The organism is Methanoregula sp. (assembly GCF_052325125.1).
GTDB lineage: Archaea > Halobacteriota > Methanomicrobia > Methanomicrobiales > Methanospirillaceae > Methanoregula.
The window spans coordinates 43,879-70,149 of the sequence record NZ_JBKQWO010000017.1 but is presented as its reverse complement, the minus strand read 5'-3'; the positions used below and the strand labels follow the sequence as shown (position 1 = coordinate 70,149).

The window sequence follows — 26,271 nt, the reverse complement described above, 5'->3', positions numbered from 1 at the left end:
CCGTTATCCGAGAACTGGAATGATACAGACAGGAACGCAAAAAGCAGGCAGCCCGGAGAAGTCCCGGGAGAGATTATATGAGGATTTCTCCTGAACCCGGTTTATGCCTTTGCCGGGATATCGCCGGGCACCCACGCGCTGATCGATTTTTTGTCGGCACGGTACTCGCGGAACTGCCGGAGCGAAACCGTGAGGTCCCGGGTGAACGCGAAGTACCCGATCTGCGTGTTCCGGCAGAGGTTCATCGCCATGTCCATGAGACCCCGGGGATCGGGCCGGGCCTCTCCCAGCCATATGTGGAAGATGTTCCCGCCATCCACGATCGGGAAGAAGACGTGCTCGATCTCCATGCGCCTGGTGAGCGGGACATCCGCGCCCGGTGCGACGTGCGTGCCGTTCGTGTAGTAGATCGGGAGATCGCGGGTCTTTCCCAGGTTTTCGAGCGCGTAGTCGAGGTCTCCCTTGATCACTTTTGCGGCAAAATCATGGTAGCGTTTATCGATGAGGTCGGCGACCGCGAAGCGCTGCCCGGTCGTCTCTGCCGGGGTGCGGGCGAGCGCGATGGTCATGTTGTTCTTTTCCGAGAGTGTCCGGGCATAGAGTTCCATCTCGGTCATTGCCCGGATGGCAAGCCTGAACGCGGCCTTCGACTCGTGCGTCTGCTGGCCGGTGTGGTGCTGGACCATTTCGTTGACACCCACCACGCCGATCGTGTACACGAGGCCTTCGAGATCGACTGCAATTGCCCCGCGTTCGCCGGTGTTCGGGTCCTTTGGCCGCTGCATCGCAAACGGCATACGCCCGCTTGCCCGGATATTGTCCATCCACCGGCGCTTGATCCTGAAGAGCTCGACTGCCACGTCCATGAGCGACCGGAGTTCGGCAAAGAGCCGCTCGTCGCTCCCCTCTGCCTTGTAGGCCGCACGCGGGCAGTTGACCGAGACCACCTGCCACGAACCCATCGAGAAGTGCCTGCCTTCATCGAAGACCAGTTTTTTGTCAAACTCCGAGTCCTTGTCGGCGACTGCGGAGAACTGGTAGGCGCAGCACTGGTAGCAGGAGATGCCCTTGCCGGCGCCCCGGTAAGCGGGGAGCTGGTTGTCGTAGTATGGCGTCCCGAACTTGGAGGCAAGCTCGAAGGTCATGAGGTACAGGTCGCGGAAGGTCGGGAGGTCCGGGTGGGCCCGGTTGAACTCCTCGCGCTCCTGCATGAAGTCCGGCTCGATGCTGATCTCGGGTTTCGGGAAGTTGAACGGCTTGCCCCAGTAATCGCCCTCGATCATCACGTCCATGAGCGCCTTGAAGAGCAGCCGGACCTCGCGCTCGAACTCGCCGTACGTCCGGCGCGGGGCCTGCGTCCCGTCCCAGACTTTCCCTTTATAGACGCAGGGCTTGTCCTGCCAGAGCGCCGGGACACCGGGGGAGAGCTGGACCGAGGAGAAGACGAGCTGGCCGCCCCGTGCGACCATCATCTGCGTCATCTCGTAGACAAACATCTGCATGTTCTGCTTGATCTCGTCGTAGTTCATGCCCTCCATATACGGCGCAAGAAACGTGAGGAAGTTGTAGTACCCCTGCCCGCCGGCAAAATTTGTCTGGGCACTCCCGAGGGCTTTTACCGCGTGGAGGATGGCGACTTCCGCCCGTTTTGCCGGGCCGGCGACCGATGCCTTCGTCCCGTTCCCGTCCGGCATAAGACCATAGTAGAAGAAGTACCGGAGGTCCCAGTCCTGGCAGAAGGGACGCGTCCCGAAATATTCGAGGTCGTGGATATGCATTTCGCCAAAGAGGTGGTGGTCGGCGAGCTCCGGGGGAAGCTGGAGCAGGTACTGCTCTTTTGAGATCTTGTCCGCCTTTTTCTTGTGGCTTGTCTCGGCATTCTCCTGCAGGTTGGCGTTGTCGTGCGCCTCGAAGCCCTTCCCCACATCGATCTGGTGCGCATCGTAGACCGGCGTCCCGACCCGGGTGCAGACGTTCCGGTACTGCACCATGCCCTTTTCGAGGAGCGTGATGTTCATGATCTCCCGGATGAGCGGGCCCGAGAGCGATTTTAACCCGAGGGAAAGGATGCGCTGCTCGACCTGCCGTGCGATCTCCTGGGCTGTCGCGTCGTCTGCCGCCTCGTACCCGTAGAACGTCTCAACGAGTTTCGTCTCTTTTTTTATCTGTTCGGCAATACGGTTCCGGTCCCACTCGATAATGTGGCCGTCGGTAGTCCGGACAAAGGGAAGCGCAGGGGAAAAACTGCCGTCAAATGTCAGTTGCCGGGTTTCCTGCCGCGCCACCATCAGTCACCCGCGAGTATCGACGTGAGTTTTTTCTCGTCCAGCATGCCGCCCGGGAACAGGTCCTGCGTCGTGTAGAAATCCTCGCCCCGCTGGAGGACAGGCGCCTCATTGACAAAGACGCCGTTCACCCTGAGTTCGGTGAGGGCCTCCGCAGTCGACAGGTCGCGCTCGGAAAATGCATATCCGCCTTTTTTTAAGGAATTCTTGAGCATTACGCAATGCGGACAGGTTTCCAGGGTATATACGATCAACTGAACGGATTCCGGCATAAAAAGCACCCTCTGCTATCTAGCACTACGCATTTTGGGGATAAAAAAATCGTGGTTTAGTACTTCTGCATAGCGTCTGTACCGGGCACTTTTAGAGCGATCACCATTTGTAGGTGAATGGACAATGAGTACCCTGATGGTCAGGGCTTTTGTGGCATTCGAATTATCCCCTGAAATGAGGCAGCAGCTGGCAGCGGCGCAGGCAGTGCTGCGCGGATGTTCGGCCCGGCTCACTTTTGTCGATCCCGCGATAATCCACATCACGGTAAAGTTCCTCGGAGAAATCGACGAAAAGAAGATTCCGCAGGTTGTTGCAGCGCTCAAATCCGTAACCGCTGCGCCGTTTCCGGTGACGGGGGGAAGTATCACCGTGAACAACCCCCGGAGCCCACGCACGGTCTGGTGCGCAATCGAGGACGCCGGGAAGGGCCGTGACGTGTTTAGTGCAGTGGAAACCGTGCTTGCGCCGCTCGGGTTTCCCCGCGAGACGAGGAGTTTTACCTCCCACGCGACGCTTGCCCGGGTAAAGGAAGCCGATCCCTCGCTCTTCCGGTGCCTTGAGGAATTAAAAAATACGCCCTGCGGCAGCTGCACGGTTTCGGGCCTCAAACTCAAGAAGAGCACGCTTACGCCCCGGGGGCCGGTGTACGAGGACCTTTGCGAGGTGAAATGGTGAGCGGGACAAGCGAAGGAACCGGCAGGCCGGCGCTTGAGGAAAAAATCCTCGCCGAACAGCTCAGGCCGTCTTCTGAGGAGCGAAAGTATATCCACGGTGTGGCCGAACGGCTTCTTGCCGCGATTGCGGAGAGCGGGAAGGCGGAAGGGATGGTGGTCGGTTCCATAGCACGGGACACATGGGTGAAAGGCGACCGCGACCTCGATGTCTTCATGCTCTTTTCTCCCGACCTGCCCCGGGAGGTACTCGAAGCCGAGGGCCTGGCGCTTGCCCGTTCAGTCGCGCGAAAGTTCACGGATACTTTCTGCGAGAAGTATGCCGAGCACCCGTATATCAACGCAACCATTGAATCGATAGATGTGGACCTGGTGCCCTGCTACAACGTCGCAAGCGCCGCAAGTATCCAGAGTGCTGTCGACCGGACGCCGTTTCACACCCGGTACATCACGGAGAAGATCAACGGTCTTGTGGATGACGTTCTCCTGGCAAAGCAGTTCGCAAAAGCCGGGGGAATCTACGGTTCCGACCAGATGACCGAGGGGTTCTCCGGCTATCTCTGCGAACTTCTGGTGCTCCACTACGGCGGGTTTACCCCGCTCCTTCGTGCCGCGTCCGCATGGGGCCCGCACCTGAAGATCGATATCGAACACCATGCGGCAAAGGAGTTTGACGAGCCGCTGATCGTCATCGACCCGGTCGACCCCCGGCGGAACGTGGCGGCAGCGGTCTCCCTCGACCGGATGGCAGAGTTTGTCGAGCTGGCCCGCGGCTACCTTGATACGCCGTCGGAAGCGTTTTTTGTACAGCCACCGTTGCGGGGTATCAGCAGGGACGAGCTCGCGGCAATCCTTTCCCGGCGCGGCACCGCCCTCTGCGCGGTCACGTTTGCCACCCCGCCGTTCATTGAGGAGATCGTCGTGCCCCAGCTCAAGCGGAGCACGGGCGCGATCTGCGACCTGCTCGGGCGCAACGGTTTTGTCGTCCACCACGCCCACTACCGGATGGACACGGAGCGCTGCATGCTGCTCTTCGAACTGCTTACCGATGATCTCCCGCCCATCCGGCGCCACGAAGGCCCCCCGGTCTGGAACCGGACGAACGCCGAAAAATTCCTGGAGAAATACCAGGGCGCCCTCCTGCCCGGGCCGTTTATCGAGAACGGGCGGTACGTAATGGAGGTTCCCCGGGAATTCGGACATGCGGCCGACCTCCTCTCATCCCCCGCGCTCCTGAACGTGGGTGTCGGACGGCATATACGGATATCTCTTGGGAAAGACTGGTGCGTGTTTGAGGGGGCCGACTGCTGGCAGGAAGAGTTTGCAGCATTTATTGCCGGGTTCTTTTCCCGTTGTTCGCCGCTGGTGAGGATCAGGCGGGGACGGCAGGGGCAGTAATTTTTTTTGCTCTTTGGTAAATCTATTGAGCTGATCGTACGAACGCTCTTTTAGGTCTCCGGCATTTTTTCCTTCGCCCCCGCACGCGTGTGGCATCCCGCTTCGCGAAAGCACTGTATTACCCGTACTCAGGCATGCCCCCATGACAGGGAATACGAAAAGCATCGCATGTGCGCCCCGTCCCCCCGGGACGCATTGGCGCGAAGAGGGGGGCTCGCACAAATTAAAACGGGTTTTCTGCAGAGCAATTTTTTTAGTTTTCCGGTAGATTGACAGAAAAATTGCGGTAAATATTTTTGTTTACAAAAACCCGGTACCGCACCGGATCAGGCAGGATCAAAAGGAATTATAAGAGAACCTCTTTGTGGAGACTTTTTCGGGAGTGCACTATGAGGGGCTGGAACCCCCGCAGTGCCGGCATCCCGGTCATACCCCCCTGGTCGGAACCAGGAAAAACGCCCGTAAAACCGCCCGATTGCGATCCCCGAAAATCCGACCGTTTAAACGCCCCTGTTTGCCAAAACAAACTAAAATTGAGCCCCATATAATGCCCTTTACTGCCCTTTATCCGCGTTTTGGCGGCCTCTTTTTTTCGGATCGTGCAAGTGGCAATTTCACCTGCGATCTGCCAAAAGAACCGCATTAGCAGGTCCTTTTTAATTTGTCCGTTTTCAAAAATAAGCCCTATTTGAGGTTATTTTTAAACGGAGCCCGATACGGGCTTCTTTTCAGTTGGGTTGAGGGCAATCGGAGCTTAAATTGAGCCCGGATTGGGGGGTGGTGTAATAGTACGATATTGGCCGGGGTTTTTAGATCCCTATGGATCCCCGTTCCCCGGTCCTGACCCGGATCGCGTCCTCGACCGGGAGCACGAAGATCAGGCCGTCGCCAATCTTACCGGTATACGCAGCCTTCCTGATGATCTCGATCACTTTCTCCGCCACATCGTCGGCAACGACAATCTCCAGTTCGCGCTTGGGGATCAGGTCGACGATGTATTCGGCGCCGCGGTACTGCTGCTTGATGCCCTTCTGGACTCCTCTTCCCTCGACATCGAATATCGTCATCGCTCCGAATCCTGCTGCATCCAGTGCGCCCTTGATGTCCTCGAACTTCTCGGGCCGTATCATTGCCTTGATCATTTTCATGGTATTCACATCTTGTCCCGGATCGCAAAAAGGCAGTGCTGCGCGTGTCGTTCCGGGAAATTTCTGGTAATATAGTATGAGGAAGGCCTCATTTAAAAACAATTCTTGAAAAATACCAGGTACAGGGGAGATCCGGTATTATATGACGGGAAGCGTTGGAAAAAGGTTTTACCGGAAATTTTTCCCGATCTTGCCCGTGGCCAGTTTCTCGATTGCAGGAATATCCACGCGTTTTTCGGTCACCAGTTTGTGGTTGCGGATGGCGCTTTCGATAAATCCTTTGCCGGTATCGTTCCTGATGATAAGCGTGGTAAATCCCGAAGGGCTTCCGACCGCACCGGCAGAAAAATCCGCACGGAGCGATGAGAAGTCCGTGCAGATCCGGCAGCCCGGCCGGATGGTGTCCTCAAGATCGGCAAGCGGAACGGAGAGGTGGGTCTCGTCCTGCTTTAAGATATCCAGCTTGCCTTTCACGTCGAGTTTTTTTATCTCGTGCGGTGCGATCCTGTACTTCTTCTCCAGCTTGCCATGTACGAGCGCAGCATAATCGAAGGTCTCCGTACAGAAGAGGCCGACCACGAGCCGGATCGCCTTTGCGTACGGGCGCAGGAGATCATTATCGCTTGAACGGATACGGGCGGCAGCCTGCACGGCGCAGGGCACGCCAATCACCGCGATCTTCGTGTACTTTCGCGTGATCGCGGCATCCTTGAGCGCTGCAAGGAGCGGCACCCACCAGCTGTACCGGCTGCCGGCCTCCCGGATAAGGACATCGGATTTTGTTATGACCGCCGATGTCGGTTTCAGGGTCCAGGGATCCTCGGTAACGGTAACCACGGCATCGATGAGGCCCTCGTCAAGGGCATTTGCAAGGATTGCCGTAACCGCCCCGCCGCTCTGGCGGTGCGGGATCTCAAAGGCCGCTTTTGCCGAGAGGAGTTCGAGATATGTGCCGAGCGTCTCTTTCGGCTGGTCGCCGGTCCGGGGACAGACCGCATAGCACGCGCCGCAGGGGACACCGTCGGTCGCCTGCTTGCAGTAGCCGTTGCTTCCCGGGCTTACCACCATCTCCCCTTCCGCAAAGGAGAGGGCATCGGCAGGGCAGACCGCGACACACGCGCCGCATCCCGAGCATTTCTTTGTGTCCCAGACCTCGCTTTTCAAATCGAGATAACTTTTTTCTGCCATCGCCATCACTCCGGTGTATACTTGCTTGCAAACGGCCGTGCGCTCGCTGCCGCGATCCGGGAGTATTTTGCCGAGAGGAGCGGGGTCGGATCGATCCCGAACGCTTTTGCAAAGTCCTCGATGATGGGTTTTACCATCGCCATCTGTTCGGCAGTCGCCGGCAGCTGCTTTGCGCCGACCCCGAGGTTTTTATTTTCCACTTCCCCGCGGACAAAGATCTCCCCGCCGTGGATGCCGCTCCCGACACCGCGCTCGGCAACTGGAACCTGGCCGTTCATGCCAAGGACGATGAGGAGGCCCCCTGCCATGTACTCGCCGAGAAATGCACGGGCGGAACCGCCGACCACAAGGATCGGGCGTTTCTCCATGTACTGTTTCATGTGGATGCCGCCCCGGTACCCGATGTTGTCCCTGACATAGACCCGGCCGCCCCGCATGCTGTGGGCGGTCGCGTCCCCGGCGCTCCCGAAAATAATCACTTTCCCCTGGTTCATCGTGTTGCCCGGCGCATGGTCGGCGTTCCCGTGGACGATGAGCGTCGGGCCGCTCATGAACATCGCCAGATCGCCGCCCGGGACGCCGTTGACCGTAATCGTCACGTCATCCCCCCTGAGCCCGTCCCCGATGAACCGCTGGCCGAGCACGTTGTCGATTACGATCTCTTTTGCGCCGTCACCGATGGCTTTCCTGATCTGCTGGTTGAGCGGGGTATAGTGCAGGTCTTTTGCATCGATTCGAACTGCTGCCATCTTCACGCCCCCACGGTCTTGACGTCCAGCACACGGAGCAGGCCTTCGTCCAGCATGTAACCCCGGAGCCGGTCGCGGTTGCCCCGCAGGCTTTCGATGCTGTTGATGCCGGCCGCCCCCATGAGCTCTGCGATCTCGTCGGTCCACGCATGAATCAGGTTTGCGACCTGCACGGCATTTGTCTCAGGGTCGAGCCTTTTGGTGAGTTCCGGTTTCTGGGTCGCAATCCCCCACGCGCAGGTACCCCGGTTGCAGGTGCCGCAGACCCGGCAACCCATTGCAACAAGGGCGGACGTCCCGATGTAGACCGCGTCGGCGCCGAGGCAGATGATCTTTGCGATATCGGCACTCTGCCGGATCCCGCCGCTTGCGATGATCGAGACTTCGTTTCGTATGCCCTGCTTGCGGAGCTTTTCATCGACACTTGCGACTGCTGCTTCGACCGGGATGCCCACGTGGTCGCGGAAGACCCGGGGTGCAGCCCCCGTGCCGCCACGGAACCCGTCAATGACCACAGCGTCTGCGCCCGAGCGTGCGATGCCGGCCGCGATTGCGGCTGAGTTGTGCACCGCGGCGATCTTCACAAAAACCGGTTTCTTCCACTCGGTCGCTTCTTTCAGGCTGTGCACGAGCTGCTTTAAGTCCTCGATACTGTAGATATCGTGGTGCGGCGCCGGACTGATCGCATCGCTGCCCTCGGGGATCATCCGGGTGCAGGATACGTCTGCGCAGACTTTCTCGCCCGGCAAATGTCCGCCGATCCCGGGTTTTGCGCCCTGCCCGATCTTGATCTCGATTGCGGCCCCGCGTTCAAGGTAATTGATGTCGACCCCGAACCGGCCCGATGCGACCTGTACTATCATGTGGCTCTGGTAGGGATAGAGCGACTCGTGGAGCCCGCCTTCTCCCGTGCCCATGAACGTCCCCATCTTTGTGGCGGCCTTTGCGAGGGCGGTCTGGGCATTGAGGCTGATCGCACCATAACTCATGTGGCCGATCATGATCGGTGTCTCGAGCTTGAGGTTCGGGGCGAGTTTTGTGAGAAGCTCGGTGTCGCCGTCGGGGTGCTCCCGGACAGAAAGTGCCGCAGGCTTTTTCCCGATATAGGTCCGCAGCTCCATGGGCTCGCGGAGCGGGTCGATCGAGGGGTTCGTGACCTGGCAGGCGTCAAGGACGAGCCGGTCGAAGATCATCGGGTAGGGGAGGACGTTTCCCATCCCGGCAACAATGATCTTGCCGGTTTTTGCCTGGTTAAAAACCGCCTCGCGGATCTCGCGGGTCCAGACCGGGTGGCTCCGGTAGTCCGTGGGTTTCTCATAAATGCTGATCGCGTCGCGGGGACAGAATGCAACGCAGCGGTGGCAGGCCACGCAGTTCCGTGAGTTGACAACGATCCTGTCTCCCTCTTTCCTGAACACGCCGTACGAACAGTTCTCGACACAACGGCCGCAGTTCATGCACCGCTCGGTATCGAGTTCCACCTTGAACCTGAGCGGGGTGCTGCCGATGCTCATGCGACGACCCTCCCGATCACGGGCTCACCGGCCTTGGGCATGCAGACCCCTTCGATCTCCGGTTCGATGCGCCGGATCGCCGCCTCTTCGCTCGAGAGGTAGAGCCTGTCCCCGTATTCACCGGTCACAAGCGGGCGCAGTTTGATCCGGTCGGTGAATCCCATGAGCATATCGGGAGTTGCGACACAGATCGCAAACGGGCCGTTCATGAGCGCCGGGCCGTAGGTGAGCCGGAGCGCCCGGTTGAGTTCCTGCTCTTTTTCGGGCATCGCGTCGATCTCGTCCCAGAACGGCGGGGCAAGGGCACGCACCGCCATCTTCTCCGAGAGGCCGTGCCTGCGGACCAGCAGGTCGATGAGGTACGCCACGACTTCTGTATCGGTGAACATCGTGCATTCGTACCCGTAGCTCTCGATATAGCGCCGGTTGGTCCCGTACGACGTGATCTCCCCGTTGTGGACGACACTCCAGTCGAGGAGGTTGAAGGGGTGCGCCCCGCCCCACCAGCCGGATGTATTCGTAGGGTACCGGTTGTGGGCGAGCCAGAGGTATCCTTTGTAGTCCTGGATCCGGTACAGGTTGGCGACCTGCTCAGGCCATCCCGAAGCCTTAAAGACGCCCATGTTTTTTCCCGAAGAGATGATGAGGCTGCCGTTGCGTGAGGTATTTACCCGCATGACAAGATCGGTGATCATATCATCGGCGGTTGTGCGGGGTTCCTGTGCCTGGCTGACATCCGGCGTATAAAAAAATCTCCAGGGTGTGTGGACTTTTTTTATGCCGGCTTCGTAGGTGGGTATTGGTTCATCGTGGAGGATCGTGCCATGCGATTCAAGTTCTTTTACGAGCACCGGTTTGTTTTCCTGAACGTTATCAAAGAAAACATGGAGGGCATAGGCGTCCCTGAATTCCGGGTAAATACCGTAGGCGGCATAACCGGCGCCTTCGCCATTTCCCCGCTCGTCCATCATCGCGAGTGATTCGCGTATCCTGCTGCCGTCCATGCACTGGCGGCGTTTGTCAATGACACCAATAATTCCGCACATTTTTTATCACAATCGGGATGCCTGCTTAGGTTTTGTTTGTCTGTCCCCGGCCAGCCGGGCGCCAGCGGGAAATTGAAACGTATAGTACTGACACGTTCACTGCATTGAATGTAAGCATTCTCCTCATGAGGTTAGTTCAGAAGATATAAATGTAATTGGTTGGAAACCTAGTTCCATTATGTCAGCAGACGTGGCAAAGTTGCTCAAGAAGATTGAGGCTGATAACGTAAAGTTTATCCGGCTCCAGTTCACCGACGTGCCCGGGATGCCCAAGAATGCCGCGATCCCGGCTGCCCAGGCTGAGAAATCCTTGACCGAAGGTACCTGGTTCGATGGATCCTCCATTGAAGGGTTTACCCGGATCGAAGAGTCGGATATGCTCCTGAAGGCAGACCCGGCATCGTATACGATCCTGCCCTGGCGGCCCCAGGAAGGGAAGGTTGCACGGTTTATGAGCGATGTGTACACCTACGGGAACAAGCCCTTTGAAGGTGACCCCCGGTACGTGTTAAAGAAGGTCATGGCCGAAGCGGCAAAGATGGGATATACCTTCAACACCGGCCCCGAACTCGAATTTTTCCTGTTCAACCTCGTTGACGGCAAGCCGACCACGCAATTCGTGGACCAGGGCTGTTATTTCGATCTGGCACCCCAGGACAGGGCAGAAGACGTGCGCCGTGAGATTGTGCTCTCTCTTGCCAGTATGGGTTTTGAGATCGAGATGTCCCACCACGAGGTGGCTGCAAGCCAGCACGAGATCGATTTCAAGTACGCAGATGCGGTCACGACCGCAGACAGGGTCATGACGTTCAAGTTTGCGACAAAAGCCATTGCGCTCAAGTACGGCCTGCACGCATCGTTCATGGCAAAGCCGCTCGCCGGTATCAACGGGAGCGGCATGCACACGCACGGGTCGCTCGCAAAGAACGGCAAGAACGCATTTTTCGATGCAAATGCTCCCGACGGCCTTTCCGACGTTGCACTCTACTATATCGGCGGTCTCTTGAAGCATGCAAAAGCAATTACCCGGGTCGCGAACCCGACGATCAACTCCTACAAGCGTCTCGTCCCCGGTTACGAGGCTCCCTGCTACATCTCGTGGAGCACCACGAACCGGTCCGCCCTGATCCGGGTGCCGGCTGCCCGCGGGAACAGCACCCGTGCCGAGTTCCGCAGCCCGGACCCGATGTGCAACCCGTATCTTACGTTCGCCTGCATGCTTGCCGCAGGTCTTGACGGTGTGAAAAACAAGATCATGCCACCTGATGCGACCAATGCAAACATCTACCACCTGAGCGCAAAAGAGCGCAAGAAGATGAAGATCGATATGCTGCCCGGCAGCCTTGCCGAGTCCCATCAGTACCTGCTCAAAGACCAGGTGCTCTGCGATGCGCTTGGTCCGCACATTGTCGAAACATTATCTACCATCGCAGAAGCGGAGACCGATGCATTCCGTCTTGCGGTTCACCCGTGGGAACTGGACCGGTACCTCGCTACCTATTAATCTTAAAAATTTTTCCCGCGTGTCGGGACAGGCTGGACTTTTTATCCGGTAACTGCCCGTCGGTCGTCTGGATTAAGGAAAGGTACAGGAAGGGAGCGGCAGGGCCTGCACGCCACGTGCGGTACCGGAACTGTTGCATGCCGGGATCCGTATATGTGAGCCCGGCACAGACTCAAACCCGTCTTTTTTTGGATCCGGTCGGCCCCCATTCAGTTTAGAGGAGATAATCATGGTTCTGGATACCGGTGTTACAACATGGCTCATGGTCTCGGCACTTCTTGTCATGCTGATGACCCCGGGCGTTGGGTTTTTCTATGGCGGACTTGTACGGAAGAAGAATTTCATTTCGATGATTGCACTCTCGTTTCTGGTGCTCGCGCTCACGAGCATCCAGTGGATCCTGGTCGGGTACTCGCTTGCCTTTGGATCTGATATCGGGGGATTTATCGGCAGCCTCCAGTACCTGGGGCTTGCAGGGGTGAGTGCCAGTGCAACGGGCACGGCAGCCTACCCCCCGCTGATTTACGTGGCCTTCCAGCTCTTCTTTGCCTCAGTTACGCTTACTATCGTGACGTCTGCAGTCGCCGAGAGGGTCAAGCTGACGTCGTTTATCGTGTTTGCACTCATCTGGCTGACGGTCGTCTACTGCCCCCTTGCCCACTGGGCGTGGGGTGGCGGCTGGGCGCAGCAGATGGGCCTCATTGACTTTGCCGGCGGGACGGTTGTCGAGATCTGCTCGGGCTTTGCCGCACTTGCGCTGGCGCTTGTGATCGGGAAACGGGCCGGCTTTGGTGAATACTCTTTGGAGCCGCATAATATCCCGATTGCCCTTCTTGGTGCGGCCCTGCTCTGGTTTGGCTGGTTCGGGTTCAACGCGGGGAGTGCTCTCGCAGTGAACGCGAGCGCTGTGACTGCATTTATCAATACAAATACTGCCGCTGCTGCCGGTGCCCTTGCATGGATGTTTGCCAGTTGGTACAAGGGAAAGCCCAGTTCACTGGGTATGGTGAGTGGGGCGATCGCCGGGATGGTGGCAATCACGCCGGCCGCCGGTTTTGTAACGCCGATGGTGGCTATTCTTATCGGAGCGGTCGCCGGTGTACTCTGCTTTGGCATGATGCTCCTGCGGATCAGCAAACAGCTCGATGAGAGCCTGGACGCGTGGGCAATCCACGGCATGGGAGGGGTCTGGGGGACGCTTGCCACCGGTCTTTTTGCTGCGGCAGCGGTTGCCGGGTTCTCCGGGTTTTTCGAAGGCAATGTCCACCAGCTGGTGGCAAATACCGTAGGTGCCCTTGCGGCAGTGATCTATGCCTTTGTCGCGACGTACATTCTTGCGGTTATTATCGATCGCACCATCAGCCTGCGGGTTACGCCCGATGAAGAATATGTCGGGCTCGACATTTGCCACCACGGTGAGCGGGCATAAAGTATCCGGCTATCATAACTTTTTTATTCGTTTTTTTGACTGGAATTGTTCTGTGGTTCCCCCTTTCATGGGGAATGCAATCAAATTTTGGGAGAAGGATTACCCCCCCTTTGATTTTTTCCTGACTGATTTTGATTGCCCTCCTGTTTTTCATTCTCCCCGATATTGATAAAATAGTAATATTTATAAGTGTAGGAATAGAATTTCCTTCCTACAATTTCAATGAACTATTGATCGCTTCAGGATCTGAAATGCCGATGATGCAGAAATGCCAGCTTACAAAACGAGGGGCCGGACTTTCTATCCGGAATTGCCTTCCGGCCTTTGTGCATTTTTCGGAGATCCGGATGAATGATCCCAGCCCCCGCCTGTATAACTAACGTATTATACAGGTCTCGGCATAAAAACAGCATTGATCAGAACAGGTGAATTGAATGGTTATGGATTCTGGTGCTATTGCATGGGTTCTCGCCTCAACGGCCCTCGTCATGATTATGACGCCGGGAGTCGGGTTCTTCTATGGCGGTCTTGTACGGAAGAAAAACTTCATCGACATGATCACGTTGTCATTCGTGGCCTTTGCGCTCGTGAGCATCCAATGGGTGCTGATAGGATATTCTCTTGCATTCGGCCCGGATGTCGGCGGATTTATCGGCAACCTGAGCAACCTGGGCTTAACCGGTGTGAGTATGAGCGATCCCGGCCCGTACAGCACACTTATTCCGGGAATGTTGTACATGGTGTTCCAGCTCGTGTTTGCAACCGTTACCATGGCAATCGTCACGTCCGGTTTTGCAGAGCGTATCAAGTTCAGTGCATACCTCGTCTTCGCACTGCTCTGGACCACGATTGTCTATGACCCCCTCGCGCACTGGGTGTGGGGCGGCGGCTGGACATCGCAGTTCGGCTCGATCGATTTTGCGGGTGGCACAGTCGTGCACATCAGTTCGGGGTTTGCAGCTCTTGCGCTGGCGCTCGTGATCGGCAAACGTGTCGGGTACGGTAAGTACGCGATGGAACCGGCCAACATCCCGTGGTCGATCCTTGGTGCCGTACTTCTCTGGTTCGGCTGGTTCGGGTTCAATGCAGGAAGTGCAGTCGCAGCAAACGGTCTTGCAGTCAACGCCTTTGTCACGACGAATACAGCAACCGCCGTGGCGGCAATGGCATGGCTCCTTGTTTCGTGGGCACACGGCGGTAAGCCAAGCTCGCTTGGGTTTATCAGTGGTGCAGTAGCGGGACTTGTTGCCATCACTCCAGCTGCCGGGTATGTGACCCCGATGGCATCGATTGCGATCGGTGCAGTGGCCGGTGTTATGTGCTACGGTATTATGCTCTGGAGGCAGGGCAGGGGCATTGATGAAAGTCTCGATGCATGGGCAGTCCACGGTATGGGCGGTCTCTGGGGAGCGCTTGCCACGGGTATCTTTGCATCCGCGGCGGTCAACGGCGCCTCAGGCCTGATTGAGGGGAACGTCCACCAGTTCATTGCCCAGATTGTCGGGGCAGGATCGGCGGTTATCTACGCGTTCGTGGTTACCTATGTCCTGGCCATCATCGTGGACAAAACCATGGGGCTGCGCGTGACCGAGGAAGAGGAATATGTTGGGCTCGATATCTCCCAGCACGGGGAGCGGGCATCAGGATAATTGAGGTGATTACCATGAAAATGATAGTTGCAGTCATCAAACCCGAACGATTCGAATTCGTAAAAAAAGCGCTTGAAGACAAAGGGTATGTGAGCATGACGATTTCCGAGGTCAAAGGCCGGGGCGAGCAGAAGGGCATATCCCTTGAGTACCGCGGCGGCAAGATGACCGTTGACCTCCTGCCCAAAGTTAAACTCGAGATCGTTGTCCGCGATAAGGATGTCGATGATGTGATTGCGACCCTGACCGGGGCTGCACGGACAGGAAAAATCGGCGATGGAAAGATTTTCATCCTGCCGGTCGAGAAATCCATACGGATCAGGACCGGTGATGTGGAGTCATAAAAAAGCAACCGCAAACCTACCGTCAAAAAGATGCAGCAATCTCAGTTCAGGCTGGCGGGATCCCCTCCGCATCCTGTTTTAAAAAAAAAAAATTCAATCAGCTGCACCTCGTCCGGCCAATAATTTTTGGCCGGATTTTTTTTATTCTGCGTCCAGAAGTGCACGCAGTTTCTTTTCGATGTGCGGCGAGATATGAAAATGACCGGGCAGGGTAAAAGTACCTGTGTCGTATTTTAACGCATCCTCCATGTCCTCTTCCGATATTCCGTACTTCTGGTGATCGACGATTTCGTGGAAAAAGATCCTTCCTCCGCCGGGAATGATCCTGCACAGGCAGGGCTCTTCCGCCGGTCTGGCCTGGATATAAAAGAACGATGAACCTATCATCGATTTACGGTAGTTCTGGATCTGTTCAAGGATCGCCCCGTATTCCGGCTCGGATCCATCCGGCATGGCATACCGCGGCAGCGGTTTCCGGTCGCTCTTTGCGCTTTCTGGTGTCATCGATTTTTACCCCCTCCTCTTTTCTCCTGGTCATAACGAACCGGAGATATGGTGGAAATATATTTCTTTCATATTTATACTTAGTTCAGCCTCGAATATGATGGGGTCCATCGTTGTGCCCCATGCAGATTGTTATTTACCCTGTCGCTGAAAACTTTAATAAGACATCATGATCCCGTGGCTGAATTCCAATTTTAAAAATTTTAAACCCACGGCAGCCATAGCGCTCAACGCTACGCGGCATATGAATACAATCGAGCGTAAAAAATTGTTTTCTCCCGATATCGAGCCCATGCGGACTGCCGAGGGCCGCTGGTTCGAGGCGATCGTGTACGAAATGTTTCTGGAGATCTCGCAGAAATCCGACTGCATCAGGTACATCGCGCGCAAGGGAGCCGATGCACCGCGTGCCGGTGCGCAGGCGCACCTGGGCCAGAACGGAATTTTTTATTCGAAGTACGGGGACATCACCTTCCGCGGGAACGGGCAGGACCTTGCAGAGTTTGACCTTATCCTTGTGGACGCACAGGATCATGTCGTATTCGGCGAAGTGGTGACGTCCCCGGCCGACTTAAAGGAATTTGAGGTCGAGATTGCGTTCAAGAAAAGGCTGCTCGGGTACCTGTACGGACAGGAGCATGTCTCCTTCCTTCTCATCTCCTCCTTTGATATCTCCAACTATTCTGTCGTAAAAAGGCTCGCAAAGGACCCGGATAATGCGATCATCCACACCAGTTCCTGTGAGCAGATCAAGGCGCTTGTCAAGCATTACCGTCCCCGTATCCTGTACACAAAACCCACGAATCATCCAAAACTTATCCGTGCTACCGATATCCCGCTCAAGCACCCGGTTGACTACCGGAACTATCATGACGAATTCAGGAACCGGATCTTTTCCGACATTACCCATGGCCGGGGCAGAAAGAACATGGTGCCTGCAACCGACACGGAAGCGCTCGTAAAAAAGATCCTTTTCGGGGCGCTCTATCCCCATGCGATTAAAGCAGTCTGCGAACAGTATGGCCTCGTGGTCAAGGGGAAACGTGTCGAATACGCTGAATTTTTTCGGTATTTTTCAAAGGCGATTATCGCGACCGATCTCCCCGGCTTCGAGCTGATCATTTACCTCAGGTCACGGGAGAAAAAGGAATATCTCAAGATGGTGCAGACAAAGGAGGGTCACTTCCGGTTCGAGCGTCCGACACCGTCCCGGGTGGGATTTTTTTTATGGATTGAGTCGCTCCAGCCAACGCTCGGGACAAAGATCTCTCTTGAGATCCTCAGGACGTTCACGGTCAGGGAACCGGCAAAAAAATAATGTCACCCTGGGGCGCCCGGTATTTTTTCCCTGCGCGTCCTTCAGGGTGGTACAGGCATTTACAGGAGGTCAGTCCAGCAGTGTGGCCATCGCCTCGTCGTACCTGGCTTCCATGACATACGGGATGCCAGAGATATCAGATGCTTCCCGTGTGAGTGCCATCAGGTCGCCGCGTGACAGGGACGGGAGCCGGAAGTTGCGGCTGCCGGCCATGAGCTGCTGGAGACCGGTCCTGAATTTCTGCGTGTACGTATAGATGCCCACGGCCCCCAGGGGGATCTCCTTTATCCGCGAGCCGTATTTTTCCTTAAGTTCCTCGTAACAGACAAAAATCTCATCAACCGTGCTGCCATATTTGGAGACGGACTTGGGCAGGTCGCCGGCCTGCAGCCATTTTTCGATGTTTTTCCCTACCATGCCGGGGATCATAAGGCCCCTGCCCATGCAGACAGCCTTGAAGTACGGGCTCCCCATCGCAAGCGCCTTGAAGACAACGGGCTCATCGGAGAACCCGCCGGCCATGGCGAGGTCAGGCACCCGCATCCCTTTCTTTTCCAGTTTCCGGGCGAAATCACAGGCAAGCGACTGGAGATAAAATGTCGGTATGCCCCATTCGTTCATCATCGGCCACGGACTCATGCCGGTCCCGCCGGGAGCGCCGTCAATGGTGAGGAGGTCTATTTTGGCCTCGGAACCGTAGCGAAGCGCCATCGCAAGCTCGACCATGGAGTACGCGCCCGTCTTTAAGGTGATGCGCGAAAACCCGATGTCACGGAGCCGGTCGATCTCTTCCATGAATCCTTCCTTTGTGACAAAGCCGAGGCGCGAATGGCGTTCAAACTCTTTTAACGCCCCGGCCTTAAATGCATCCTGGCTCTTCTTCTGTTCAGGATCGGGAAGCACGATATAGCCCCGCTTTTTTAATTCGATGGCCCGTTCGGGCGAGGTGACTTTGATCTCGCCCCCGATACATTTTGCTCCCTGGCCCCACTTGAGCTCGATGGTGTCCAAGTTGTGTTTGGAAGAAACATACTCCGCAGTCCCCAGCCGCGTGTCCTCGACATTCATCTGGACGAGGATTTCCCCGTAGCCCTCGTTGAATTTACGGTAAATCGCTATCCGCCAATCCATCTCGGGGGATTCACTGATCTTACCTTTGGCATCCAGTTTCAGCCCCGGGTCGACGCCGCAGACGTTCTCCCCGCAGACGAGCGTGATGCCGGAGATGGCCGCACCGATCGCAAAGTGCTCCCAGTTGACCCGCGCGATCTCCGTTGAGCCGAGGGCACCGGTAAAGATCGGGAGGCGCATCTTCACTTTCCTGTCCCAGCCGTACCCGGTTTCGGTATCCACGGATGAAAAGACAGCTGTATCCGGATTGGCATCGGTTCCCTCGGGCAACCCTTTTGCGCCGACAGCATATCCCTGTATGTTGAGATGGGAATAGTCAACAGGATAATTCTTGTCGGCTCCCGCAGTAATTCCACCAAACGGGCCGGGATAAAGGACTTCCCTGCCCCTGAATGACGAAAGCCAGATCTCGCAACTGCCTTTACATCCGTCCAGGCAGCGGGTACAGATGCCGGAACACGGAACAACACTCCGCGACCGGTTGGCGGTACCTGTTGCTTCATTTGCATTGGGTTGTCTCAGATTCATGTATACCACACGTCCACGTGCAGAAGATATTGTTTTTGAGGATTTGCGTGCGCCAAAGAGGATACAGGAACTCCCGGCCCCGTGCATTGTGAAAGATTGTATCTCAGACAAAGGAGGATTTTCTACGGTAAGTTATAAAAGGTTGCATATCCGTAAGCGGATCCCGCATATCTGAAAAATATGGTTCAGTAGTAATCCTCAATGGGATTTGTAAGAACGCTCTTTTAGATCTCTGTCAATTTTTCCCTTCGCCCCCGCCGCTCAGGTACCCCCCCATGAGCGATAGTGCTGTATTACCGGTTCCCAGAAATGGAGAGATTTTCTATGCGGGTAATACCCTGGCATAACTACTAGCGCCCCGTCCCCCCTTTGGGGACTGGTGGCGCAAGAGGGGGGGGCCTTGTTTTTCAAAAAGGTTTTCTACAGAGCCGTTAATTTTAAAAGATCATTGCGCACGTGTTTCCAGCTGGCCCTTGGTCCGGGCGATCCGGCGTTATTTTTTAGAGAACCGGTGCACCGGTCGCAAAATACAACACCAGCAGGATCAACGGCTGGTGGATGAGGTAGATAACGAGCGAGTGCCTGCCTAAAAATGACAAGGGAGCGTTTATCAGATCAGGGAGTTTTGGGCGTGTCCACCGCCGCACTCCCGCGGGATAGGCAAACTCCCCGAATGCAAGCCCGATCAGCACAAGCCCCATCCACGGGAAGATTGGGGTGTAATCGACGCTTTGGAACGTGAGCGGGTGGATGCCAAAGACCAAAAAGGCCATCGGGCCTGGGATGGTGGCAAGGATCCACCCGATGACAATAAAGACGATCCCGATCACCGCGTTCCATATTCGGAACCGGAAAAAGAGCGGCGACAGCATTACCGCAACTCCGATGAGGTGAAGGATGCCGAAGATGACATACCCTTCCTGCAGGTACCACCAGGTCCCGACCGTAACCAAAAGACCGCAGCAGAAGATCCCGGCGCCCCGGAACAGGAATTTCTGTACCATTGCCCGCCCTTGGAGACGGGATGAGGCGCGGGCATGGCTGATCGAGAGCGATATCCCGACAATAAGAAGGAAGAGCGAGGCTGTGGCGTAGGCAAAAAACCTCCAGAAGCCGTTCTCGACATCGAACGGCATAATCCGGAAAAAGGTGAGATCGAAGATGGTATGAAAAAGGATCATCATCAGGATGGCAATACCCCTGAGGATATCGATCTCGGGGTACCGTGCCGTGCCGCTCATGAGTACTGGTACAATCGATGCCGGGCTCTGATATGTGTTTGGAAAGATCGAAGTGTAAGGGTTAAAGCATGAAAAGAGTGCGAGGGATGGGATTCGAACCCAAGAACTCCTGCGAGACCAGACCCTGAACCTGGCGCCGTTGACCTGGCTTGGCTACCCTCGCACCACTTATGAGTTCTGCGCGTGGTGCTTTAAGTGGGATACACAATCAATTTCGTTCAGCCCTCCCTGTTTCCTCATATTCGGTTAGAGAGTGGTCATATCCCAGGTGTTCAAGTTCCTTGCGGATATCGATATAGAGTGGTACTGTATCTCGCTTTTGCAATTTCCTAATACCTATTAGAGCCTTATGAAATGCAAATTTTTCATAGAATCCGACAGCCTCGGGCTTCGCATCAACAGTAATTATCCGACAACCAATATAATGAGAAAATTCTATCCAAATTGTGTAAATTTTTTTGAGCATACTGCGGCCAATATGCCGGTTTTCATAATCTTGATGTGTGGCCAGACGGGCAATTTTGAGGGCAGGATAGTTTGAATATTGGAAGGTGGGTTCCCCATCTCCATCAACAATTTCTTTCTTCTTGATAACATCCGTTACAAGCGTGAAATATCCAACGAGTCTTCCATTATATATGACCAACCGTGTGCTGGCAGTTTTATCCCTTTGACTATCCAAGGCATTTTCGATTAAAAAGCCCCGTAGTTCGTTGTTTTTGCATTTAAACGTAGGAAGAAGAGATCGGTGTTCGTCTGTTAACACTAAAAATTGAAGCTCCTCAATGCCAATCGGCGTCATTCAAACGCGTGGTTTCTTGGCAATTTCAGCTGCTTCTCTAATCAGTTGTCGACCCGCGGTTGTGTATTGCGGGTTGTCTATATATTTTTGAAATCGGATGGACTCAGCGCGGTTCAACTCTAGTCCGAGCTCTATAGGTTTTGCCATAATTTCCCCCCCCTCCCCTTGGAAACGATTCAACTTTTTCCGGACTGCACAGACATTATAGCAAATGAGACCACTGGGCCAAAGTAAAATGTGACAATCTATTAGGATCCTCACTGTGTCTCATGATTATATGCAATTTCTCCATATATTACAATAAAAATCTTTCTAAATTACCAAATGAAGTTTCGTGTTTCTGTCTCTAAAAATGCGAGGGATGGGATTCGAACCCAAGAACTCCTGCGAGACCAGGCCCTGAACCTGGCGCCGTTGACCTGGCTTGGCTACCCTCGCGCCTGTATAGATTATGTTCCCGGTTTAATAAAGGTGAGGGGGAATGGCAAGGGGGGTTATGCCTTCTTCCCGTTGCTGGTCTCGTTCTGGTACTTCTTCATTTCGTGTTCACGCAGTTCGTTTCTCCGGATTTTACCGGAAATGGTCTTGGGCAGCGAGTCCACGAACTCAATGGCACGCGGGTACTTGTACGGTGCGGTGACCTTTTTTACATGGTTCTGGATCTCCCGTACGAGCGCTTCAGACGGGGCAAAACCCGGTTTCAGGATGATAAAGGCCTTGACAATAAGCCCGCGGATCTCGTCGGGAGAGCCGACCACCGCGGCTTCCTGCACCGCCGGGTGCTCGATTAAAGCGCTTTCCACTTCAAAGGGCCCGATCCGGTACCCTGATGCCTTGATAACATCGTCGTCACGGCCGATGAACCAGAGATAACCGTCCTCGTCGCGGTATGCCTTGTCGCCGGTATAGTACCAGTCGCCGATAAAGGACTTCCTGTTTTCCTCGGGGTTGTTCAGGTATTCACGGAACATTCCGACCGGCCGCGGGTTGACCCTGATTGCGATCTTTCCTTCCTGATGGACACCGACTTCCTTCCCGTTGTCATCATGCAGCTCGATGTGCCACCCGGGGGAGGGTTTCCCCATGGACCCGAACTTGGGGGTCATGCCGGGAAACGTGCCCACGCAGAGCACGGTCTCGGTCTGGCCGTACCCCTCGTAGATGGTCAGGCCGGTTGCGTCTTTCCATGCCTTGATCACTTCGGGATTGAGTGGTTCTCCCGCACTCACGCAGTGCCGGAGCTCGGTAAAGTCGAACTTGTCGAGGTCGGCAAGGATCAGCATCCGGTAGATGGTTGGCGGGCAGCAGAATGTGGTGATGCCGTACTTCTCGATCAGCGGGAGGAGCTCGGTTGCATTGAATTTCCCGCGGATATCATAGACAAAGATCGCGGCCCCCTCGATCCACTGTCCGTAGAACTTGCCCCATGCGCTCTTGGCCCACCCAGTGTCGGAGTTCGTGAAGTGAAGGTCGTTTGAATGGACATCGTGCCAGAACCGGACCGTGACGATATGCCCAAGTGGGTAACTCTGGTCATGGAGTACCATCTTGGGCTCCCCGGTGGTACCGGAAGTAAAGAAGATCACGAGCGGGTCGGTGCTCCGGGTCTTTTTCGCCCCCGGTATCTTTACGATCTTTGCAGAGACCGGCGCCGGGTAGTCCATCTCAACCGGGTAACTGATCCAGCCGTCGCGTTTGCCGTCGATCAGCATCTTGCAGGAGAGCGAGGGGCAATCCTTTGCGATTGCATCGATCTTGTCGGCATGCTCCATGCTCGTGATCACCATCTTGATATCGGCGAGGTTGATCCGGTATTTCAGGTCTTTTGGGGTGAGCATGGTGGGGGCCGGGCAGTATACTGCACCACGCTTGATCAGGGCAATAGTAAACGTCCACCATTCCGGCACCCGCGGGAGCATGATCAGGACCCGCTCCCCCTTGTTGAGCCCGTACTTGATCAACATGTTCACGATCTGGTTGGACATCCGCTTCAGGTCCCAGAACGTGAATTTCTTCTCCTCGCCTTTTTGGTTCACCCAGATCATTGCGAGTTTGTTCCGGTCGTGGTCCGCCCATACATCGATCACATCAAACCCGAAATTAAAGTATTCCGGGACATCGATCCGGAAATTGTGGATGGTTTCTTCGTAATCGCCGACATTGTGGTGGCCGGGGGGATATACCGGGCTGACGAACGGGAGAATCGGCGTACCTGCCAAAGGTGCACCACCGGTACCGGCACCTGACACTGCACTGGTACCCGCGATCCGGTCTGAACAGGCTTCGCCGATCCAGTCCGAACGCGAGATCTTTCGTTGTTCGCATGCCTTGTCGATACGGGTAGTCAGGGCATCGTCCATGGATATTGAATACCGCACCATGCCCGATCTGTTTGTTGGTGCACTTTATCAGGTTTTTGTTTTTTTAGTGCACCAAATATGTTTGACACATGATGGGAAACGGGAATTTCAGCCCCTTCCTATCTCCTGAATGTAGTGAGAATATAGTGGTGCACCACCAGGTAACTGACCCTCCCCCCCTTCTCCGGACAAAAGACCATCGGGGCAACTATCCATTCCACAGGAAATCAACAGGAATTCTGCAACGGCCCGGATAAATGCCTGTAAATTTTTCAAGAGGGAAATTTTCCTGAGCGAATGTATCATGGCCCGGGAATTGTCGGCAGATCAGGGCAGGATCCAGGTAATGCCTAGGGTTTCCGGCATGGTTCCTTTAAAAGACCTGTTATTACCTGAACAGGTCGTCGTCTTCGTGAAGTCACGCTCTTTTTCTGTGGTTAAGCAGGGCCAGAAAGACAATCACGGCAAAAATCGCAATAACCGGTACTATCACGGGAAGGGAAGCCCCCGTGGCCGGTGTTTTCACCGGTCCACCGACCGGGGATAGCGCCGGTGTCGCAATCGGCGTTGAATTAGCCACCGGCACTGTAGTTATCGTCACTGTTGTCATCGGCACAGAGAGGACACCGGGCCTGGGGGACGTTGCTATCGGTGTCGGAACCCGGGTCGGTACACCCAGCGCAACACTGACTTCCTGGCCGGGCGCCGCCGGGTTCTGGGCCGCAACAGAGAATGACCGTGCTGCCGTGGCCTGTGATGTCCGGAATGCGACAATGCCAATACCGTTCGAATCCGTTGTTACCTGGGCATAGTAACTGGTATTCGGGACAGTGGAGGAAGATGGGGCGACATCGTCAAGGATCGTGCGCCCGCCGCCACCGTAGTACTGATAGGATCCGATAGCATAAGGCCCGCCAGGCGGATCCTGTACGATATTTAACTGGTTGGATTCGATAACCGGCGGCTGGTCTCCCGGCTCCCCACTAAAGGAAAACGTCCCTTTCAGCCAGACATAGTAGGCGGTGTACGGTGTTCCTGCGATCGTGACTGTGAATGTCTGGCTCCGGGTAATGGTGCCCTGGCTCTGGGCACCTGCCAGCGGCATGAAAACGGGAATGAGAAGTACGATAAGGAGAATCAATCCTGTACAGGCATATTTTCCTGACATACGGAGCCCTCGAAAGTGAGCTGTACTCAGGGGAGAGTAAAGCCGGTTCTGGATAAAAGCCTATGCCCCCTCATATCGTGAGGTGAAGAGGTGTTGCAAAGAACCCGGTCTGGCTTTAATCCGACACAATTTTGTGGAGCGGTAAGGCTGACTGCATGGCAGGACCCCGATCCGGAAATTGTTTCCCTTGCGTTGGAGATGAATTGTTATCTCAACTTCATTGGCTATCATGGAAAACACACGCGCAGGAGAACAGAACGTGCGAAGGAGCATTCCCATCCTTCTGCCAAGGCTGCCCCCCGTCCTGCCCATTTTATCCGGAATTACCCGAACTCCCGGTATTTCCGCAATTCCCGCTCGCGCAGCTCGGCTCTCCGGATTTTGCCGGAATGCGTTTTGGGCAGTTCAGGAACAAATTCAATAGCACGGGGGTATTTGTATGGCGCTGTGGTGCGCTTCACGTAGGACTTGATCTCTTTTACCAGCATCTCTGAAGGTTCGAATCCCACGTTTAAGACCACAAACGCCTTGACAATCAGGCCCCTGATGCGATCCGGTACGCCCACAACAGCAGCTTCCTGCACAGCCGGGTGCTCGAGCAGTGCGCTTTCCACCTCAAAGGGCCCGATCCGGTAGCCGGACGACTTGATCACATCATCGTCCCGGCCCACGAACCAGAAGAACCCCTCTTCATCCCGGTATACCTTGTCTCCCGTATAGTACCATCCGTTCACAAACGACTTTTTATTCTCCTCCGGGTTGTCGAGATATTCTACGAAAAGGCCCGGGGGTGGCGGGGTGCAGGAGATTGCGATCCTGCCCTCCTCGCGGACACCGACCGGCCGACCAGCCTCATCATGGATCTCCACGTTCCAGCCGGGCGAGGGTTTTCCCATGGAACCGGGCCTTACCTCAAGGCACGGGAACTCGGCCACGCAGCAGCAGGTCTCGCTCTGGCCGTACCCCTCCCGGATGGCGAGGCCGGTCCCTTCCTTCCAGACCCGGATCACCTCGGGATTGAGCGGCTCTCCGGCACTCGTGCAATGCCGGAGGGACGAGAGATCAAACTTGTCGAGATCGGCAAGGATCAGCATGCGATAAATCGTCGGCGGAGCGCAGAACGTCGTAATCTGGTACTTCTCCAGCAGGGGCAGGATCTCTGTTGCGTTGAACTTCCCGGTAAAGTTATAGACGAAGATACAGGCACCTTCGATCCACTGGCCGAAGATCTTGCCCCACCCGCACTTGGCCCAGCCGGTATCTGTGACCGTGAAGTGGAGGTCGTTGTGCCGGAGGTCCTGCCAGAAGCGGGCGGTGACAATCTGGCCGAGCGGGTGGCCGTGGTTGTGGAGCACCATCTTAGGCTCTCCCACGGTGCCGGAGGTGAAATAGATCAGCATCGGGTCGGTGCTTTTTGCCCTCTGGTCATCAGGGATGCTTGGGGTATGGCGCGAGACCGGTGCCGGGTACAGGAGCTCGTAAGGCCAGCTTGCCCAACCCTTGCGCTCGCCATCGACAAGGAACCGGCAGGCGAGGGTGGGGCATTCGTTGCAGATCTCCTCGACTTTCCCCGCATTTTCGAGATCGGTGATCACCATGCGGAACTTCCCTTTGTTCACCCGGTATTTGATATCCCGTGGGGTGAGCATGGTTGGGCAGGGGCAGACGACCGCACCCAGCTTGATGAGCGCAACAACAAAGATCCACCATTCCGGGATCCTTGGGACCATGATCAGGACCCGGTCGCCCTTGTTGATCCAGTATTTTAAGAGGACGTTTGCGGCCTGGTTGGAGAGACTGGACATATCGAGAAAACTAAACTTCTTCTCGTTGCCGTTCTGGTCAGCCCAGATCATCGCGAGCTTGTTCCGGTCCTTCTTTGCCCAGGCATCGACTACATCAAAACCGAAATTAAAGTACTCGGGAACATCGATTGAGAATGCCGCTTTTGCCCGGTCGTAATCTTCCATGTTGTGCTGGTCTTCGCCCATAAAATCAGCCTGAATACCTCCTGAATATTG

General features: G+C 55.7%; 21 protein-coding genes and 2 tRNA genes. 7 read left to right on the top strand and 16 right to left on the bottom strand.

Annotation, left to right across the window (positions count from 1 at the left end):
- Positions 1-101: 101 nt before the first annotated feature.
- The gene (gene nrdD / locus ACLQMU_RS04230) at positions 102-2,288 is read right to left on the bottom strand and encodes an anaerobic ribonucleoside-triphosphate reductase (RefSeq protein ID WP_443673560.1); all 2,187 of its coding nucleotides are present in this window, start codon (positions 2,286-2,288) and stop codon (positions 102-104) included.
- On the bottom strand, positions 2,288-2,557 hold the full coding sequence (locus ACLQMU_RS04225; RefSeq protein ID WP_422150515.1) for a glutaredoxin family protein: 270 nt from the start codon (positions 2,555-2,557) through the stop codon (positions 2,288-2,290). Before ACLQMU_RS04225 ends, nrdD begins: the two co-directional genes overlap by 1 nt.
- A gap of 124 nt (positions 2,558-2,681) precedes the next feature.
- Between ACLQMU_RS04225 and thpR the strand changes: the two genes are divergently transcribed.
- Positions 2,682-3,233, top strand: a complete 552-nt coding sequence (gene thpR / locus ACLQMU_RS04220; protein WP_443673559.1) for an RNA 2',3'-cyclic phosphodiesterase — start codon at positions 2,682-2,684, stop codon at positions 3,231-3,233.
- Complete coding sequence (cca, locus tag ACLQMU_RS04215; protein ID WP_422150513.1) at positions 3,227-4,627, top strand: CCA tRNA nucleotidyltransferase; 1,401 nt, start codon at positions 3,227-3,229, stop codon at positions 4,625-4,627. The genes thpR and cca overlap by 7 nt, the downstream gene beginning before the upstream one ends.
- An 809-nt stretch (positions 4,628-5,436) precedes the next feature.
- Here cca and ACLQMU_RS04210 read toward each other — a convergent pair.
- From ACLQMU_RS04210 to ACLQMU_RS04190, 5 genes are all read right to left on the bottom strand, one after another.
- On the bottom strand, positions 5,437-5,775 hold the full coding sequence (locus tag ACLQMU_RS04210; RefSeq protein WP_422148857.1) for a P-II family nitrogen regulator: 339 nt from the start codon (positions 5,773-5,775) through the stop codon (positions 5,437-5,439).
- A 168-nt stretch (positions 5,776-5,943) separates the two neighbouring features.
- Positions 5,944-6,963, bottom strand: a complete 1,020-nt coding sequence (locus ACLQMU_RS04205; RefSeq protein ID WP_424040075.1) for a Coenzyme F420 hydrogenase/dehydrogenase, beta subunit C-terminal domain — start codon at positions 6,961-6,963, stop codon at positions 5,944-5,946.
- Between the two features lie 5 nt (positions 6,964-6,968).
- The gene (locus ACLQMU_RS04200; protein WP_422148855.1) at positions 6,969-7,712 is read right to left on the bottom strand and encodes a hypothetical protein; all 744 of its coding nucleotides are present in this window, start codon (positions 7,710-7,712) and stop codon (positions 6,969-6,971) included.
- Between the two features lie 2 nt (positions 7,713-7,714).
- Positions 7,715-9,226, bottom strand: a complete 1,512-nt coding sequence (locus ACLQMU_RS04195) for a glutamate synthase-related protein (protein WP_422148854.1) — start codon at positions 9,224-9,226, stop codon at positions 7,715-7,717.
- The gene (locus tag ACLQMU_RS04190; RefSeq protein WP_422148853.1) at positions 9,223-10,272 is read right to left on the bottom strand and encodes a class II glutamine amidotransferase; all 1,050 of its coding nucleotides are present in this window, start codon (positions 10,270-10,272) and stop codon (positions 9,223-9,225) included. The genes ACLQMU_RS04195 and ACLQMU_RS04190 overlap by 4 nt, the downstream gene beginning before the upstream one ends.
- Before the next feature lie 178 nt (positions 10,273-10,450).
- Between ACLQMU_RS04190 and ACLQMU_RS04185 the strand changes: the two genes are divergently transcribed.
- The 4 genes from ACLQMU_RS04185 to ACLQMU_RS04170 all read left to right on the top strand — a co-directional run bounded on the left by ACLQMU_RS04185 (position 10,451) and on the right by ACLQMU_RS04170 (position 15,198).
- A complete protein-coding gene (locus ACLQMU_RS04185) occupies positions 10,451-11,776 on the top strand; it encodes a glutamine synthetase family protein (RefSeq protein ID WP_422148852.1) in 1,326 nt (441 codons plus the stop codon).
- Positions 11,777-12,005: 229 nt separating this feature from the next.
- Entirely contained in the window at positions 12,006-13,205 is a 1,200-nt protein-coding gene (locus ACLQMU_RS04180) for an ammonium transporter (protein ID WP_424040073.1), read from the top strand.
- 434 nt (positions 13,206-13,639) lie between these two features.
- Positions 13,640-14,854, top strand: a complete 1,215-nt coding sequence (locus ACLQMU_RS04175) for an ammonium transporter (RefSeq protein ID WP_422149119.1) — start codon at positions 13,640-13,642, stop codon at positions 14,852-14,854.
- Between the two features lie 14 nt (positions 14,855-14,868).
- Positions 14,869-15,198, top strand: a complete 330-nt coding sequence (locus ACLQMU_RS04170) for a P-II family nitrogen regulator (protein WP_422149120.1) — start codon at positions 14,869-14,871, stop codon at positions 15,196-15,198.
- Positions 15,199-15,339: 141 nt separating this feature from the next.
- Here ACLQMU_RS04170 and ACLQMU_RS04165 read toward each other — a convergent pair whose 3' ends face one another.
- Positions 15,340-15,702: a hypothetical protein gene (locus tag ACLQMU_RS04165; RefSeq protein WP_422149121.1), complete on the bottom strand. Its 363-nt coding sequence runs from the start codon at positions 15,700-15,702 to the stop codon at positions 15,340-15,342.
- A 169-nt stretch (positions 15,703-15,871) separates the two neighbouring features.
- Here ACLQMU_RS04165 and ACLQMU_RS04160 point away from each other — a divergent pair, with 169 nt between their 5' ends.
- The gene (locus ACLQMU_RS04160) at positions 15,872-17,020 is read left to right on the top strand and encodes a hypothetical protein (protein ID WP_422149122.1); all 1,149 of its coding nucleotides are present in this window, start codon (positions 15,872-15,874) and stop codon (positions 17,018-17,020) included.
- 69 nt (positions 17,021-17,089) lie between these two features.
- Here the strand turns inward: ACLQMU_RS04160 and ACLQMU_RS04155 are convergent, their stop codons facing one another.
- The 8 genes from ACLQMU_RS04155 to ACLQMU_RS04120 form a co-directional block, all read right to left on the bottom strand.
- Positions 17,090-18,679 carry an FMN-binding glutamate synthase family protein gene (locus ACLQMU_RS04155; protein WP_443673558.1) on the bottom strand — a complete coding sequence of 530 codons (1,590 nt, stop codon included), beginning with the start codon at positions 18,677-18,679 and terminating at the stop codon, positions 17,090-17,092.
- A 500-nt stretch (positions 18,680-19,179) separates the two neighbouring features.
- Entirely contained in the window at positions 19,180-19,920 is a 741-nt protein-coding gene (locus ACLQMU_RS04150) for a heparan-alpha-glucosaminide N-acetyltransferase (protein WP_422149124.1), read from the bottom strand.
- Between the two features lie 78 nt (positions 19,921-19,998).
- Positions 19,999-20,083, bottom strand: a tRNA-Leu gene (locus ACLQMU_RS04145).
- A gap of 45 nt (positions 20,084-20,128) precedes the next feature.
- On the bottom strand, positions 20,129-20,686 hold the full coding sequence (locus tag ACLQMU_RS04140; RefSeq protein WP_443673557.1) for a GNAT family N-acetyltransferase: 558 nt from the start codon (positions 20,684-20,686) through the stop codon (positions 20,129-20,131).
- 389 nt (positions 20,687-21,075) lie between these two features.
- Positions 21,076-21,160: transfer RNA gene (locus ACLQMU_RS04135), tRNA-Leu, on the bottom strand.
- 56 nt (positions 21,161-21,216) lie between these two features.
- The gene (locus ACLQMU_RS04130; RefSeq protein ID WP_422149126.1) at positions 21,217-23,103 is read right to left on the bottom strand and encodes an AMP-binding protein; all 1,887 of its coding nucleotides are present in this window, start codon (positions 23,101-23,103) and stop codon (positions 21,217-21,219) included.
- 397 nt (positions 23,104-23,500) lie between these two features.
- A complete protein-coding gene (locus ACLQMU_RS04125) occupies positions 23,501-24,187 on the bottom strand; it encodes a hypothetical protein (protein ID WP_422149127.1) in 687 nt (228 codons plus the stop codon).
- Between the two features lie 386 nt (positions 24,188-24,573).
- Positions 24,574-26,241, bottom strand: coding sequence for an AMP-binding protein (locus ACLQMU_RS04120; protein ID WP_424040386.1), 1,668 nt, complete (start codon positions 26,239-26,241; stop codon positions 24,574-24,576).
- Positions 26,242-26,271 lie beyond the last annotated feature (30 nt).

Bases quoted from the DNA above. Each gene is read 5' to 3' on its own strand.
- ACLQMU_RS04180 (WP_424040073.1), top strand. From the start codon at position 12,006: ATGGTTCTGGATACCGGTGTTACAACATGGCTCATGGTCTCGGCACTT.
- ACLQMU_RS04205 (WP_424040075.1), bottom strand. From the start codon at position 6,963: ATGGCAGAAAAAAGTTATCTCGATTTGAAAAGCGAGGTCTGGGACACA.
- ACLQMU_RS04130 (WP_422149126.1), bottom strand. From the start codon at position 23,103: ATGGTGCGGTATTCAATATCCATGGACGATGCCCTGACTACCCGTATC.
- ACLQMU_RS04125 (WP_422149127.1), bottom strand. From the start codon at position 24,187: ATGCCGCTGGCAGGTGCCCAGAGCCAGGGCACCATTACCCGGAGCCAG.
- ACLQMU_RS04210 (WP_422148857.1), bottom strand. From the start codon at position 5,775: ATGAAAATGATCAAGGCAATGATACGGCCCGAGAAGTTCGAGGACATC.
- ACLQMU_RS04195 (WP_422148854.1), bottom strand. From the start codon at position 9,226: ATGAGCATCGGCAGCACCCCGCTCAGGTTCAAGGTGGAACTCGATACC.
- ACLQMU_RS04225 (WP_422150515.1), bottom strand. From the start codon at position 2,557: ATGCCGGAATCCGTTCAGTTGATCGTATATACCCTGGAAACCTGTCCG.
- ACLQMU_RS04120 (WP_424040386.1), bottom strand. From the start codon at position 26,241: ATGGGCGAAGACCAGCACAACATGGAAGATTACGACCGGGCAAAAGCG.
- ACLQMU_RS04170 (WP_422149120.1), top strand. From the start codon at position 14,869: ATGAAAATGATAGTTGCAGTCATCAAACCCGAACGATTCGAATTCGTA.
- ACLQMU_RS04200 (WP_422148855.1), bottom strand. From the start codon at position 7,712: ATGGCAGCAGTTCGAATCGATGCAAAAGACCTGCACTATACCCCGCTC.
- ACLQMU_RS04160 (WP_422149122.1), top strand. From the start codon at position 15,872: ATGATCCCGTGGCTGAATTCCAATTTTAAAAATTTTAAACCCACGGCA.
- nrdD (WP_443673560.1), bottom strand. From the start codon at position 2,288: ATGGTGGCGCGGCAGGAAACCCGGCAACTGACATTTGACGGCAGTTTT.
- ACLQMU_RS04155 (WP_443673558.1), bottom strand. From the start codon at position 18,679: ATGAATCTGAGACAACCCAATGCAAATGAAGCAACAGGTACCGCCAAC.
- cca (WP_422150513.1), top strand. From the start codon at position 3,227: ATGGTGAGCGGGACAAGCGAAGGAACCGGCAGGCCGGCGCTTGAGGAA.
- ACLQMU_RS04190 (WP_422148853.1), bottom strand. From the start codon at position 10,272: ATGTGCGGAATTATTGGTGTCATTGACAAACGCCGCCAGTGCATGGAC.
- ACLQMU_RS04150 (WP_422149124.1), bottom strand. From the start codon at position 19,920: ATGAGCGGCACGGCACGGTACCCCGAGATCGATATCCTCAGGGGTATT.
- ACLQMU_RS04175 (WP_422149119.1), top strand. From the start codon at position 13,640: ATGGTTATGGATTCTGGTGCTATTGCATGGGTTCTCGCCTCAACGGCC.
- thpR (WP_443673559.1), top strand. From the start codon at position 2,682: ATGAGTACCCTGATGGTCAGGGCTTTTGTGGCATTCGAATTATCCCCT.
- ACLQMU_RS04185 (WP_422148852.1), top strand. From the start codon at position 10,451: ATGTCAGCAGACGTGGCAAAGTTGCTCAAGAAGATTGAGGCTGATAAC.
- ACLQMU_RS04165 (WP_422149121.1), bottom strand. From the start codon at position 15,702: ATGACACCAGAAAGCGCAAAGAGCGACCGGAAACCGCTGCCGCGGTAT.